Consider the following 13,031-nt stretch of genomic DNA (forward strand, 5'->3'; position numbering starts at 1 on the left):
CCCCGATGGCATGGCGTCCGGCCCCCATGTCTCCTAGGCTCGTAAACAGGGCACCCGCAGTAGGGCCATACCCCCGGGAAGGGAGCCCAGCATGGCCGTCGACCCCACCGACCCCGAGACCTTCGAGGAGATCGAGGGCTTCGAGGACGGGGACAGCGCCACCGATATCGACGTCGAGGCCCCCGAGCGCGACGCCGCCGAGCAGCACACGGATGTCACCCAGCAGCACGACGCCCCGTTCACCGGCGAGAACACCGACCGCGCAAACGAGGCCGACCTCGCGGAACAGGCCCGCGTCGTGAAACTGGACGAGGACGACTACCGGTAGCCGAGCCCGCCGATACCGGTAACGCCACCGCTCTTCCGTCGCCGCTCCGCACTCAGCACAGGATTTGTTGCTATTTGACTAATTAGCCCGGAACATACAGTCCCTCGGTCGAGGAATTTCTGCGCTCGCACCGCGCACACCAGGGTTACCGAAAAGTACGATGGCCGCGCGGCGCACACCGCATGTGGACGAAATTGGGAGGCGGCGTGACAGCCATCGAGCAAACTGAGGCGGCACGCCCGCGGGGCACGCGGTTGCCGCGTCGCGCCCGACGGAATCAGCTGCTGGGCGCCGCCCAGGAAGTGTTCGTGGCGCAGGGCTACCACTCCGCCGCGATGGACGACATCGCCGAACGGGCCGGCGTCAGCAAGCCGGTGCTCTACCAGCACTTCCCGGGCAAGCTCGACCTCTACCTCGCGCTCCTCGACCAGCACTGCGAGGCACTGATCGAGTCGGTCCGTACGGCTCTGGCGTCGACCTCCGACAACAAGCAGCGCGTACGGGCGACGATGGACGCGTACTTCGCCTATGTGGAGGACGACGGCGGCGCCTTCCGGCTGGTCTTCGAGTCGGACCTGACGAACGAGCCCGCCGTGCGCGAGCGCGTCGACAAGGTGACGAACGAGTGCGCGGAGGCGATCTGCGAGGTCATCGCCGAGGACACCGGTCTCTCGCGTCCGGAGTCGATGCTGCTCGCCTCCGGCCTGGGCGGCCTCTCCCAGGTGGTGGCGCGGTCCTGGCTGCACAGCGACCGCAGTGTGCCGCGCGATCAGGCGGTCCAGCTGCTGGCCTCGCTGGCCTGGCGCGGCATCGCCGGTTTCCCGCTGCACGGCACCGAGCACCACTGACCGCCCGTTTGTTCCCACCTGCTGTTCGCTCCTGGCGTTCCCGGGCGGAACATGTACGTCCCCTCACCGGGCTAATGTGTGCTGGGTACGGCGCGGATGCCCGCGCACTTCACTGACCGTCGGAGGGACATAGCCGTGGAGGTCAAGATCGGCGTGCAGCACGCGCCCCGCGAGATCGTTCTGGAGAGCGGTCAGAGCGCCGAGGAGGTCGAGCAGGCCGTAGCCGAGGCCCTGTCCGGCAAGTCGGCACTGCTGAGCCTCGTGGACGACCACGGCCGCAAGGTCCTGGTACCGGCCGACCGTCTCGCGTACGTCGAGCTGGGCGAGCCGACGGCCCGCAAGGTGGGCTTCAGCGCGCTGTAGGGCATGCACATGGGAGGGGCCCGGCGGTTTCGAACCGCCGGGCCCCTCCCATGTCCGCTCCCCTGTCCGCATTCACAGGTTGACCACACGTCACCCTTACAAGTGGGTTGCTCCGAGCAGGTCACGGGTATGACGGGCTGTGAACGCGATGCGCAGGCAGGCTGTGGGAGGGACCCCGACATGTTCTTGGAAGCACTCGGCTCCGCGATCCTCGGCCTCGCCCTGGCATGGGCGGCGGCCTACCGCCTGCCCGACCGTCTCCCGGCCCGCCCCCTGGTCCTGTCGACCGGTGTGGCCGGAGCCCTGTTCGGTGCCTTCCTCACACACAGCGCGCTGGGCGCCGCCCACTTCGTACTGATCCTGCTGGGCGCGACGGCGCTCTCGGCAGCCTCGGTCTCCCTGCTCCTGCGCCCTAAGGGAAGACTCCGCCGATCATCGGCACCGGCGTAAGCAGGAGCGCCCCAAAGGGGCGCGGGGAACAGCGCGACAAGCCACAGCGGCGCCGCAGACAAAAACCTACGCGGCCAACCCCAACGCGGCCATCCGCTTGGTGTGCGCCTCAGTGATCCGCGAGAACATCCGCCCGACCTCAGCAAGGTCGAACCCGTCCGCCACGCCCCCCACAAGCATCGTGGACAGCGCGTCCCGGTCGGCGACGACCCGCTGCGACTGCGACAACGCCTCACCCATCAGCCGCCGCGCCCACAGCGCGAGCCGCCCACCCACGCGCGGGTCCGCGTCGATCGCGGCGCGCACCTTCTCGACGGCGAAGCTCGCGTGCCCGGTGTCGTCGAGGACCGCGAGCACCAGCCGGCGGGTGTCCTCGTCCAGGCGGGCCGCGACCTCGCGGTAGAAGTCACTGGCGATCGAGTCACCGACGTACGCCTTGACGAGTCCCTCCAGCCAGTCGGAGGGCGCCGTCTGCTTGTGGAAGCCGTCGAGCGCGGCGACGAACGGCTCCATCGCCTGGGTCGCGTCGGCGCCGATCTCCGTGAGCCGGTCCCTGATCTGCTCGAAGTGGTGGAACTCCGCCGACGCCATCTTGGCCAGTTCCGACTTGTCGACGAGCGTCGGCGCGAGCTTCGCGTCCTCGGCGAGCCGCTCGAACGCCGCCAGCTCGCCGTACGCCAGCGCGCCGAGCAGGTCGACGACCGCGGCGCGGTACTGCGGGTCGGTGGCGGCCTGCGCCCAGTCCTGGGCGGCGATTCCGGTGGGTGCGGGAGCGGCTTCGGCCGCGGTTTCTACCGTGCTTTCGTCGGGGGTCGCGGAGGTACCGGAGGCGTTGTCAGGCGTCGTCATGAAGCGCACAATAGCCCGCCTGCCGCAAGGCGGAAGTCCCTGCTCAATCAGTGTGACGACCACTACGTGACCGAATCGGCCATCGCATGTGCGCGATTCCGGGGTATGGTGGTAATGCGCTCGTTGAGTTGAAAGACGTATCTCGACGGGCCACACGAATGAGGATGCCCGGTCGGTGGCCCGATCGGCTCCGACCCGACAGCTCTCCTCGTCCGTACGGCACGATGCGTACGGAATTCGGAGGGACCCTCAGCGGTACGAGCGCTCGAGCGTCGGCAGTGGTCCCGTGCCACTCGGCCCGCCCGTGAGGCGGCCGAAGTTTCCGGCACGGTCCCGACACGACCCCCGCGCTCGCCTCGCACCGCGTACACAGAAGAGGCATTGCCCTGACTACGACTTTCCGGGATCTCGGAATCCTTCCCGAGACCGCCGAGGCGCTTGAAGCCGTCGGCATCATCACCCCCTTTCCCATCCAGGAGATGACCCTCCCCGTCGCCCTCACCGGCACGGACGTCATCGGCCAGGCCAAGACCGGCACCGGCAAGACGCTCGGCTTCGGACTCCCGCTCCTCGAGCGCGTGACCGTCCCCGCCGACGTCGAGGCAGGCCGCGCCCAGCCCGAGCAGCTCACCGAGGCCCCGCAGGCACTCGTCGTCGTCCCGACGCGCGAGCTGTGCCAGCAGGTCACGAACGACCTGCTGACGGCCGGCAAGGTCCGTAACGTGCGCGTGCTCGCCATCTACGGCGGCCGGGCGTACGAGCCGCAGGTCGAGGCCCTCAAGAAGGGCGTCGACGTCGTCGTCGGCACCCCCGGGCGGCTGCTCGACCTCGCGGGCCAGAAGAAGCTGAACCTGAAGCACGTCCGCGCGCTCGTCCTCGACGAGGCCGACGAGATGCTCGACCTGGGCTTCCTGCCCGACGTCGAGAAGATCATGAACATGCTGCCGGCCCGCCGTCAGACGATGCTGTTCTCGGCGACCATGCCGGGCGCGGTCATCGGTCTCGCGCGCCGCTACATGTCGCAGCCCACGCACATCCGCGCCGCCGCGCCGGACGACGAGGGCAAGACCGTCGCGAACACCGCGCAGTACGTCTACCGCGCGCACAACATGGACAAGCCCGAGCTGGTCGCACGCATACTGCAGGCCGAGGGCCGGGGACTGGCCATGGTCTTCTGCCGCACGAAGCGTACGGCCGCCGATCTCGCCGACCAGCTCGCCCAGCGCGGCTTCGCCTCCGGCGCCGTCCACGGCGACCTCGGCCAGGGCGCCCGCGAGCAGGCGCTGCGCGCCTTCCGCAACGGCAAGGTCGACGTCCTCGTCTGCACGGACGTGGCCGCGCGCGGTATCGACGTCGAGGGCGTCACGCACGTCATCAACTACCAGTCTCCCGAAGAGGAGAAGACGTACCTGCACCGCATCGGCCGTACGGGCCGTGCGGGCGCCAAGGGCATCGCGATCACGCTGGTCGACTGGGACGACATCCCGCGCTGGCAGCTGATCAACAAGGCGCTGGAGCTGAACTTCAACAACCCGCCGGAGACGTACTCCACGTCACCGCACCTGTTCGAGGAACTGAGCATCCCGGCCGGCACCAAGGGTGTCCTGCCGCGCTCGGAGCGGACGCGCGCCGGCCTGAACGCCGAGGAGGTCGAAGACCTCGGCGAGACGGGCGGACGCGGTGGCCCGCGCGGCCGCGGCGGCCGCTCCGGCCCGGCCGCCGCCTCCGCTCCGGCGGAGCGTGAGCGCCCGGCACGTACGCCGCGCAGTCGCCGCCGTACGCGCGGCGGTGCCGCCGCGGACGCGCCGACGACTCCGGTCACCGAGGCACTCGCCCCGTCCGAGCAGCCCACCGAGCGCCGTACGCCGCGCCGCCGTCGCCGTACCCGCGGTGCGGCAGCGGAGCCGGTGGCGGCGTCCACGCCGACGTTCGTCGAGCCGTCGGCCGAGGCCGCGGTCGCGACGGCGGAGGGCACGACCCCCGAGGCGTCGGAGCAGCCGCGCCGGCGCCGCACCCGCAGGTCGGCGGAGCCCACGCCGACCGAGGCGGTCGTCGCCGAAGCCCCCGTGGCGGAAGCACCGGCAGAGCAGCCCCGCCGCCGCACCCGCAAGACGGCCGAGCCCGCGCTGACCACTCCGGACCAGGTCCTCCCGGCCGAGGCTCCGGAGGAACAGCCGCGCCGCCGCCGCACCCGTAAAGCGGCGGAGCCGACGCTGACCACCCCGGACCAGGCCATCCCGGCCGAGACCCCGGCAGAGCAGCCCCGCCGCCGCACCCGCAAGGCGACGGAGCCGACGCTGACCACCCCGGACCAGGTCACTCCGGCCGAGACCCCGGAGGAGCAGCCGCGCCGTCGCACCCGTAAGACGGCGGCGCCGGTCGTCGAGGCCACGACGGCACCGGCCGCGGAAGCCGCCGTGGACACCGCCGAAGGCGTCGAGGCCAAGCCGCGCCGCCGTACCGCCCGCAAGACGGCCGAGCCGGTCGCGGTCGAGGCCTCCCCGGAGAAGCCCCGCCGGACGCGTAAGGCAGCGGTGGCCGCCGAGGACGTGGTCGACACCGTCGAGGCCAAGCCGCGCCGGACGACCGCCCGTAAGGCGACCGCCCCGGCCGCCGAGGCAGCCGTGGACACCGCCGAGGCGACCGAGGCCAAGCCCCGCCGCCGGACCACCCGCAAGGCCGCCGAACCGGTGGTCGTGGTGGAGACCGCCGAGATCCCGGCCCAGCCGACCTCGGCCGAGACCCCGGAGCCGAAGCGCCGTACGACGCGCAAGGCGACGGCACCGGCCGCTGAGGCCGCCCTGGACACGGCGGAGGGCGTCGAGGCCAAGCCGCGCCGCCGCGCGACCCGCAAGGCCGCCGAGGCCCCGGTCGTCGCGGAGGCGGAGGCCACGGAGCCGAAGCCGCGCCGGACCCGCAAGGCGACGGCAGCGGAGGTCACGGTCGACACCGTCGAGGCGACCGAGGCCAAGCCCCGCCGCCGTACGGCTCGCAAGGCCGTCGAGGTCGTCGCCGACATCCCGGCGCAGGCCGCGGACGAGGTCAAGCCGCGCCGCCGCACCCGCAAGGCCGCCGAGCCGGCGGTCGTGGTGGAAGCGGCACCGGAGGCCGTCGAGGCGAAGCCGAGGCGGCGCGCCACCCGCAAGGCGGCCACGGACACCGTGGAAGCCTGAGCACCAGCCACACCCTGCGGCCCGGCCCACCTCCCCAGGTGGGCCGGGCCGTCGGCGTTCCCCTGGCTCTTGAACTTTCTCGCCCCCGCCGCCCCTACCCGTTCCCATCCCTGGGGGCTGCGCCCCCAGACCCCCCTTTGTCCTCAAACGCCGGACGGGCTGAAAGATCCAGCCCCTTGGGGGGTCCCCCTCTGGGGGAGTTTGAGGAGCGGGGGTTCGGGGGCAGCGCCCCCGAGGATGGGAACGGGTAGGGGCGGCGGGGGCGAACCAATTGGTCCCAAGCCGCCCACCTCCCCCTCACCCCCGCCGGATAACCTCGTCCCATGAGCAGGCCTCTGACCTTCGACCCGCCCCCCGGCGCCCGTGCCTACGCGCTGCGTACCGCACGCGGCGAGTTCGCCGTCGTCGACGCCTCCGCCGGCGCCGAGCCGAAGGGGACTGTCCTGCTGCTGCCCGGGTTCACCGGCAGCAAGGAGGACTTCATCTCGACGCACGAGCCACTCGCCGCGCGCGGATACCGCACCGTCGCCGTCGACGGCCGAGGCCAGTTCGAGTCACCCGGCCCCCGGGACGACGAATCGGCGTACGCGCAGAGCGAGTTGGCGCAGGACGTGCTCGCCCAGGCCGCAGCCGTAGGCACCCCCGTGCACCTCGTCGGCCACTCGCTCGGCGGCCAGATCGCCCGAGCCGCCGTCCTCCTCGACCACACCCCGTTCGTCTCCCTGACCCTCATCTCCTCTGGCCCCGCCGAGATCTCCGAGCCCCAGCAGCAGCGCGCGAAGCTCCTCCGGGACGCGCTCGCCGTGATGAGCATGGCCGAGGTCTGGGAGGCCATCCAGGCCATGGACGACCCGCAGGCGGGCGGCGGCGACCTCGACTCGGTGGACGCCGGGCTCGACGACCGCGAGGATCTGCGCCGCCGCTGGATGGGCAACAGCCCGGCCCAACTCGTCGCCACGGGGCGCCAGTTGTGCACCGAGCCGGACCGCGTGGCGGAACTCGCCGCCGTACCACTGCCCTTCCATGTGCTGTCCGGCGCCGAGGACGGCACCTGGGCCATCCCGCTCCTCGACGACATGGCCGTACGACTGCGCGCGCACCGGACCGTCATCGACGGCGCCGAGCACTCCCCCAACACGGACCGCCCGCTGGAGACGGCCCGCGCGATGGCCGACTTCTGGGACACCACCGGCCGATGACAACAACGCCCATTCAGTACTGCGTCTGAAGGTGCTCCCAGAACCCGTCCCGCAGCGCACGCCGCAGCTCGGCCTGTCCCCGCAGCGAGTACTGGAGCAGCCCCTCCGCCTCCACCAGCAGGTCCTGGTCGACGGACCCGGGCAGATACGGATGCCCGGGCAGCAGCTCGACCAGTGACTCGCGCCCCCGCGCCGCCAGCCACTTCGCCGCGATCTGCGCGCCGACGAACCGCACGTCCTCGCGCGTGGGCCGCGTCCCGACCGACGCCTCGTAGGACGCGGCCGTGCGCCGGGCGACGTACGGCTTGAAGAAGTCGAGGTCGAACGTGCGCTGGCTGTCGACCTCCCAGAGCAGCGGCTCGGCCTGGTTGCGGCCCTCGGGCGCCTCGATGCCCCAGAGGTGGACGCGTGCCCCGTACCCCTGTGCCGCCTCGACCGCCGACACCAGGTCCTCGTCGCCGCCGATGAGGGCGGCGTCACTGATGGCGCGGTGCCGGGCGAGTGACTCCAGGTCGGTCCGGATGAGTGAGTCGACGCCCTTCTGCTGGTTGTTGGCGTTGAGGTTGCCCAGGCGCACCTTCACATCGGGAAGTTCGGCGATCGACTGCTGCTCGATGGTGTGGATGCGGCGCCGGGCACCGTCGTACCAGTAGACGCGCAGCAGTCGGCTGTCCGCGAAGATCGTGCGGGCCTTGTCGATGAGCGCCTCGATGAGACCTTCCGCGTCCAGTTCGTAGCTGCGGCGGTCCTCGGTCCCGGCGACGAGCCGGCCCGCCGCCGCGTACAGATATCCGGCGTCGACGAAGATCGCATGTGTCGAGGGCGTCTTCGCCACCTCGGCGAGCATGCGATGGAGCAGCTCGTTCGTACGGTCGAGGCGGGCGCTCAGCTCCGCGTGGTCGTCGTTGTTCATATACCTCCATTGTCTCGGCGGTCACGCTTCGAACACAACCGGTCCCGGTCAGCTCTTACCAGGCGGTAGTTAGACGTTCGAAAAATTTATTTAGCGTAGGGAATGTTCGTAACACTCACGTAGTTGAGTACTACGTAACCAAGTAGTTCTCCTCAGGAGGATGACCAGACGAAGGGAGAAGCCCATGCGCTTCGAAATCATGCGTCTTGACGACGTCGACGGCACCCCTGTCGACAGTACGGTCGTGGACGCCGCCTCCGTCAACCGGATCGTGCAGCAAGCAGCCGCCATAGGGCAGCGCCTCTGGATCCGCCCGGCCGAGACCTCGGCCTCATAACGCGCGACACGCGCGGATGACGCTCGCGGACGACGAGCAGACTTCAGAACCCCTGTACGGCACCGACGCCGTACGGGGGTTCTGCATATCAGCTCTGCTGGACCACCTGGGTGACCCCGTTGATGATCTGCTGCACGGCGATCGCGGAGAGCATCATCCCCGCGAGCCGGGTCACCAGGACCACGCCCCCGTCCTTGATGACGCGGATGATCAGCAGCGAGTACCGCATCACCACCCACAGCACGACATGGACGGCCAGGATCGCCGCCCACACCGACACCTGCATGGCCACGCCGTCCGCCTTCTGCACGGCCAGGATGACCGACACGATCGCACCGGGCCCGGCCAGCAACGGCATGCCGAGCGGGACGAGGGCGACGTTCACGTCCTTGGTCTGCTTGGGCTCGTCCGTCTTGCCGGTGAGCAGGTCGAGGGCGATCAGCAGGAGCAGCAGCCCACCCGCGATCATCAGGGCGGGCACGGAGACATGCAGATAGTCCAGGATCTGATGCCCGAGCAGCCCGAACACGGTGATCACACCACCGGCCACACAGACGGCCTGGAACGCCATCCGCTTCTGTACGCGGGCCGGGCGCCCCGCGGTGAGCGCGAGAAAGATCGGGGTGATCCCAGGGGGATCCATGATCACGAAGAGGGTGAGAAAGAGCGAGCCGAAGACAGCGACGTCGAACATGGGTGAGGGAGCCTTGCGTAGGTACGGGGAAGGGGGGCGCGGACGACCGTCAGACTCCGCCGGTCCCCGGCACCGGGAACGCCCCGGTGGCCCGCCGTGTGATCTCCCCGTACACCTCGGGGTCCGTCGTGTACTCCCCGAGCACACAGGTCTTCCGGCTGCCGTGGTAGTCGGAGGAGCCGGTGGCCAGCAGCCCCAGCTCCGCCGCGAGGCCGCGCAGCCGCGCGCGGGTCGCCGGTTCGTGGTCCATGTGGTCGACCTCGATGCCGTCGAGCCCGGCGGCGGCCAGCTCCGCGATCGCGGACTCCGGCACCGTCCGCCCCCGCTTGCTCGCGGCCGGGTGCGCGAACACGGCCACGCCACCGGCCCCCTTGATCAGCCGCAGCGCCTCGAAGGGGTCGGTCTCGTGCTTCGGTACGTAGGCCCGGGCGCCGTCGGCCAGCCAGTCCCCGGTGAAGGCGTCGTTCACGGTGGGTACGACGCCCAGCTCGACCAGCGCCGTCGCGACATGCGGCCGGCCCACGGAACCGTCACCGGCGATCCGCAGGACCTGCTCCCAGGTGATGGGCACACCCAGCTCCCGGAGCTTGGCCACCATGCCCTGGGCACGCGGCACGCGGTCGTCCCGCACCAGCTCCCGCTCGGCGAACAGCGCGGGCTCTTCGGGATCGAACAGGTAGGCCAACATGTGCATGCTGATCCCGTCGAGCCGACAGGACAGCTCGGCCCCGGTGACCAGCGTGAGCCCGGCGGGCAGCGCGGCGATCGCCTCGGCGTATCCCCGGGTCGTGTCGTGATCGGTCAGCGCGACGACATCCAGCCCAGCGGCAGCGGCATTGCGCACCAGTTCGGCGGGCGTGTCGGTCCCGTCGGAGGCCGTGGAGTGGCAGTGCAGATCGATGCGCACGGTGCGAACTCCAGCAGGTGACGGTGCCAAGGGGGGACGCCTCAGCATAACGGGCCGTCTTTTGTCTTCAGGGGCGCGGGGAACTGCGCGACCGGCCCCCACCGGGCCCGCACGCGACAACGAACCCAGGTACCCCGAACCCAGCAGAGCGCTAAGGCTGAAGCAACCTAGGCGACAACGCCCCGCAGGGAACCAACTCCACCTCAGCCCCCGCATCCCGCAAATCCGTGAGCACCAGCTCGTCATACATCAGCAACCCCGACTGCTCGGGCCACACAACCGCCCACAACCACAGCCCGAGCGCCTCCCCCGCGAACACCGCCCGGTCATCGGGCCCACCCGTGACATGCCACAACGGAGTAGGCCGCCCCGCAGCCAGCACCTTCGCCTCGGCCGGCTTCTCGACGTTCATGTACGGCCCAGGGTCGGGCCCATCGATCCCCGCATACCGCGCACCGAGCCCGACACCGAGCTCCTCCGCGACCAGGATCAGCTCGCCCATCCCCCCGAGCGGTCCGGGACCCGAACAGGCCACCGCCGTCGCGCGGCCGCCACTTCTGTCGTCGCCCGCACAGCCCACGCCCGTGAAGAGCCAGCCGACCGGCAGCGGCCACGGCATCCACACCGGAACCTGCGTGCGATGCACGACGACGCTGAGGGCCTCGACGCTGGGCGGGATCACGGGCTGTAGCGGATGCACCGTCCCGTGCACATCACACTGCCAGGAGTCGGCAAAGAGTCCGGGAGCCCTGACCCGGCCACCACACTTCGGGCAACTGGGTTCGCCCCTCATAGGGCCCCACGGTCCTCCCCGTCCTTCCTCCCGTCAAGGACGATCACCCGTCCGGAGTGACACGTTTCCACCGTTTCCACCAGGTGGAATTAGATGTAGCTTGCATTAATTAGCAACTCTAACTTACTATGTGCATACACCAACCATCTCCCGGGGAGCAGACATGAACAGCAGTACGGGAGGCACGGAAAGCCTCCTCCGGCAGCCGAAGGCCGTCTGGGCGACCGCCGGCGCGTCCGTCGTCGCCTTCATGGGCATCGGGCTGGTCGACCCGATCCTGCCGTCCATCGCCAAGGGCCTGGACGCCACGGCCGGCCAGGTCTCCCTGCTCTTCACCTCGTACTTCCTGATCACCGCCGTGGCCATGCTGGTCACCGGCTTCGTCTCCAGCCGCATCGGCGGCCGCAAGACCCTGCTCCTCGGCCTCGCGTTCGTCGTGGTCTTCGCGGGTCTGGCCGGCACCTCGGGCTCGGTCGCCGAACTGGTCGGCTTCCGGGCGGGCTGGGGCCTCGGCAACGCGCTCTTCGTCTCGACGGCCCTCGCCGTCATCGTCGGCGCGGCGGCCGGCGGCAGCGCCGCGGCGATCCTGCTGTACGAGTCAGCCCTGGGCCTCGGGATGGCGTGCGGCCCCCTGCTGGGCGCACTGCTCGGCAACGCCAGCTGGCGCTACCCCTTCTTCGGCACGGCGTTCCTGATGGCGATCGGCTTCCTGTGCATCACGGTGTTCCTGAAGGAGCAGCCGAAGCCGGCCCGGAAGACCTCGCTGCTCGACCCGGTCAAGGCGCTCGGCCACGGCGGTCTGGCCTCGGCCGCGATCTCGTCCTTCTTCTACAACTACACGTTCTTCACCGTGCTGGCCTTCACCCCGTTCGTGCTCGACATGACGCCCTACAAGTCGGGGGCCGTGTTCTTCGCCTGGGGTGTGCTGCTGGCCGTCTCGTCGGTGCTGGTCGCTCCGCGGTTGCAGCGGCGGTTCGGATCGCTGACGGTGCTGGGTGGCTCGCTGGTGCTGCTCGCCGTGGACGTGTTGGTCCTCGGCTACGGCAGCCACACCACTGCCGTGGTCTGCACGGTGCTGTCCGGTGCGTTCATCGGCGTGAACAACACGGTGTACACCGAGCTGGCGCTCGGGGTCTCCGACGCGCCCCGCCCGGTCGCCAGCGCCGGTTACAACTTCGTGCGGTGGTTCGCGGCGGCTGCGGCGCCGTTCTTCGCGCCGAAGATCGAGGGGTGGACGGACGTCCACATGCCGTTCGTGGTCGCGGCGGTGACCGCCGTGCTGGGCGCGGTGGTGGTTGTCGTACGGCGGAAGTCGCTGACGCACGAGGTGGAAGAACTGGAGACGCGGCACGCGGCGGAAGACAGTGTCGCCGTGTTTGCGAGTTGAGCGCGCCGCGGGCGCGTGGTGATTTACCCGCGGGCCGGTGGGGGCTGGTCGCGCAGTTCCCCGCGCCCCTGAAGGGGCGCTGCCCAACTGGTGTTCTCCAGGCGGCCGTTGGTGATGTCCGTCACTCCGGAGCCGAACGTGAGGGTCAGTCCAGGGGGACGGACCTGCGGGACGGGTCCCGTAGGTCTGTTCCGTTGGTGAGCCAGCGTTCCTGGAGGGCCTGGGCGCCGTGGACGCGTTTCCAGGCGGCCTCGTTCGGGGTCATCGGGAGCAGGGGCAGGAAGCGGACGGGGTCCATGGGGTCGTCCAGCTCCAGGTCCTCGATCAGGCCGCCCGGCTCGGCGACCAGGACCGAGGTGAAGGGCGCCCCCGGCCACAGCGGCTCACCGACGTCGAGCGAGGCGCCGGGGGCCACGATCACCCCCTCGACCTGCGGGGACGCGGCGAGGACGGCGAGCGGGCGCAGCACCTTGTCGGTGTCGGCGAGGCCGGCCCGGACGGAGATGACCAGTTCGGCGCGCGGGCCCTTGACCGGGTCGGCGAGCACCGCCGTGGGGTCCGCCATCGGCTGCGCGGACATGCCGAGCGTGGCGTAGCGGACGATCTCCCCGTCCCCCCCGTCCCGGTCCTGGCCCTGGAAACGCAGCACCTCGACGCGGTCCGTACCGAGGAAGGTGACCGCGGCGCGCGCGTCCGGTTCGCCCAGCGTCGTACGCAACCGGGCCTCGACCAGAGGAAGAACTTCAGCCATGCGGCGAGCATAGAACTCGTCAGTTGCGGGCAAACGCGC

General features: G+C 70.5%; 14 protein-coding genes. 8 read left to right on the plus strand and 6 right to left on the minus strand.

Annotated elements, in window-relative coordinates; all coding sequences use genetic code 11:
• Positions 1 to 91: 91 nt before the first annotated feature.
• The 4 genes from OG787_RS15260 to OG787_RS15275 all read left to right on the plus strand — a co-directional run bounded on the left by OG787_RS15260 (position 92) and on the right by OG787_RS15275 (position 1,989).
• The gene (locus OG787_RS15260; RefSeq protein WP_369036341.1) at positions 92 to 328 is read left to right on the plus strand and encodes a hypothetical protein; all 237 of its coding nucleotides are present in this window, start codon (positions 92 to 94) and stop codon (positions 326 to 328) included.
• Positions 329 to 534: 206 nt separating this feature from the next.
• Positions 535 to 1,176 carry a TetR/AcrR family transcriptional regulator gene (locus tag OG787_RS15265; RefSeq protein ID WP_235475001.1) on the plus strand — a complete coding sequence of 214 codons (642 nt, stop codon included), beginning with the start codon at positions 535 to 537 and terminating at the stop codon, positions 1,174 to 1,176.
• A gap of 135 nt (positions 1,177 to 1,311) precedes the next feature.
• Positions 1,312 to 1,539 carry a DUF3107 domain-containing protein gene (locus OG787_RS15270; RefSeq protein ID WP_235475002.1) on the plus strand — a complete coding sequence of 76 codons (228 nt, stop codon included), beginning with the start codon at positions 1,312 to 1,314 and terminating at the stop codon, positions 1,537 to 1,539.
• A 180-nt stretch (positions 1,540 to 1,719) separates the two neighbouring features.
• On the plus strand, positions 1,720 to 1,989 hold the full coding sequence (locus OG787_RS15275) for a hypothetical protein (protein WP_369036342.1): 270 nt from the start codon (positions 1,720 to 1,722) through the stop codon (positions 1,987 to 1,989).
• Between the two features lie 66 nt (positions 1,990 to 2,055).
• On the opposite strand, the gene OG787_RS15280 is transcribed toward OG787_RS15275, so the two are convergent.
• Entirely contained in the window at positions 2,056 to 2,847 is a 792-nt protein-coding gene (locus OG787_RS15280; RefSeq protein WP_405535500.1) for a ferritin-like fold-containing protein, read from the minus strand.
• A 470-nt stretch (positions 2,848 to 3,317) separates the two neighbouring features.
• Here OG787_RS15280 and OG787_RS15285 point away from each other — a divergent pair, with 470 nt between their 5' ends.
• Together OG787_RS15285 and OG787_RS15290 are read left to right on the plus strand one after the other, a co-directional pair.
• The gene (locus tag OG787_RS15285; protein ID WP_405535501.1) at positions 3,318 to 6,011 is read left to right on the plus strand and encodes a DEAD/DEAH box helicase; all 2,694 of its coding nucleotides are present in this window, start codon (positions 3,318 to 3,320) and stop codon (positions 6,009 to 6,011) included.
• Between the two features lie 323 nt (positions 6,012 to 6,334).
• Positions 6,335 to 7,210: an alpha/beta fold hydrolase gene (locus tag OG787_RS15290; RefSeq protein WP_405535502.1), complete on the plus strand. Its 876-nt coding sequence runs from the start codon at positions 6,335 to 6,337 to the stop codon at positions 7,208 to 7,210.
• Positions 7,211 to 7,223: 13 nt separating this feature from the next.
• Here OG787_RS15290 and OG787_RS15295 read toward each other — a convergent pair whose 3' ends face one another.
• Complete coding sequence (locus tag OG787_RS15295; protein WP_369034889.1) at positions 7,224 to 8,123, minus strand: NYN domain-containing protein; 900 nt, start codon at positions 8,121 to 8,123, stop codon at positions 7,224 to 7,226.
• Between the two features lie 184 nt (positions 8,124 to 8,307).
• Between OG787_RS15295 and OG787_RS15300 the strand changes: the two genes are divergently transcribed.
• Positions 8,308 to 8,460 (plus strand): hypothetical protein, encoded by a 153-nt coding sequence (locus OG787_RS15300; protein ID WP_107055985.1) that lies wholly within the window; start codon positions 8,308 to 8,310, stop codon positions 8,458 to 8,460.
• An 88-nt stretch (positions 8,461 to 8,548) separates the two neighbouring features.
• On the opposite strand, the gene OG787_RS15305 is transcribed toward OG787_RS15300, so the two are convergent.
• From OG787_RS15305 to OG787_RS15315, 3 genes are all read right to left on the minus strand, one after another.
• Entirely contained in the window at positions 8,549 to 9,154 is a 606-nt protein-coding gene (locus OG787_RS15305; RefSeq protein ID WP_235475009.1) for a MarC family protein, read from the minus strand.
• Positions 9,155 to 9,203: 49 nt separating this feature from the next.
• Positions 9,204 to 10,061: a PHP domain-containing protein gene (locus tag OG787_RS15310; protein ID WP_369034890.1), complete on the minus strand. Its 858-nt coding sequence runs from the start codon at positions 10,059 to 10,061 to the stop codon at positions 9,204 to 9,206.
• A 151-nt stretch (positions 10,062 to 10,212) separates the two neighbouring features.
• Positions 10,213 to 10,854, minus strand: a complete 642-nt coding sequence (locus tag OG787_RS15315) for a DUF6758 family protein (protein ID WP_369034891.1) — start codon at positions 10,852 to 10,854, stop codon at positions 10,213 to 10,215.
• A 163-nt stretch (positions 10,855 to 11,017) separates the two neighbouring features.
• Between OG787_RS15315 and OG787_RS15320 the strand changes: the two genes are divergently transcribed.
• Positions 11,018 to 12,241, plus strand: a complete 1,224-nt coding sequence (locus tag OG787_RS15320; RefSeq protein WP_369034892.1) for an MFS transporter — start codon at positions 11,018 to 11,020, stop codon at positions 12,239 to 12,241.
• 145 nt (positions 12,242 to 12,386) lie between these two features.
• On the opposite strand, the gene OG787_RS15325 is transcribed toward OG787_RS15320, so the two are convergent.
• Positions 12,387 to 12,992, minus strand: coding sequence for a suppressor of fused domain protein (locus OG787_RS15325; protein ID WP_369034893.1), 606 nt, complete (start codon positions 12,990 to 12,992; stop codon positions 12,387 to 12,389).
• Between the last annotated feature and the right edge of the window lie 39 nt (positions 12,993 to 13,031).

Source organism: Streptomyces sp. NBC_00075 (assembly GCF_045041225.1).
Classification (GTDB): domain Bacteria; phylum Actinomycetota; class Actinomycetes; order Streptomycetales; family Streptomycetaceae; genus Streptomyces; species Streptomyces adonidis.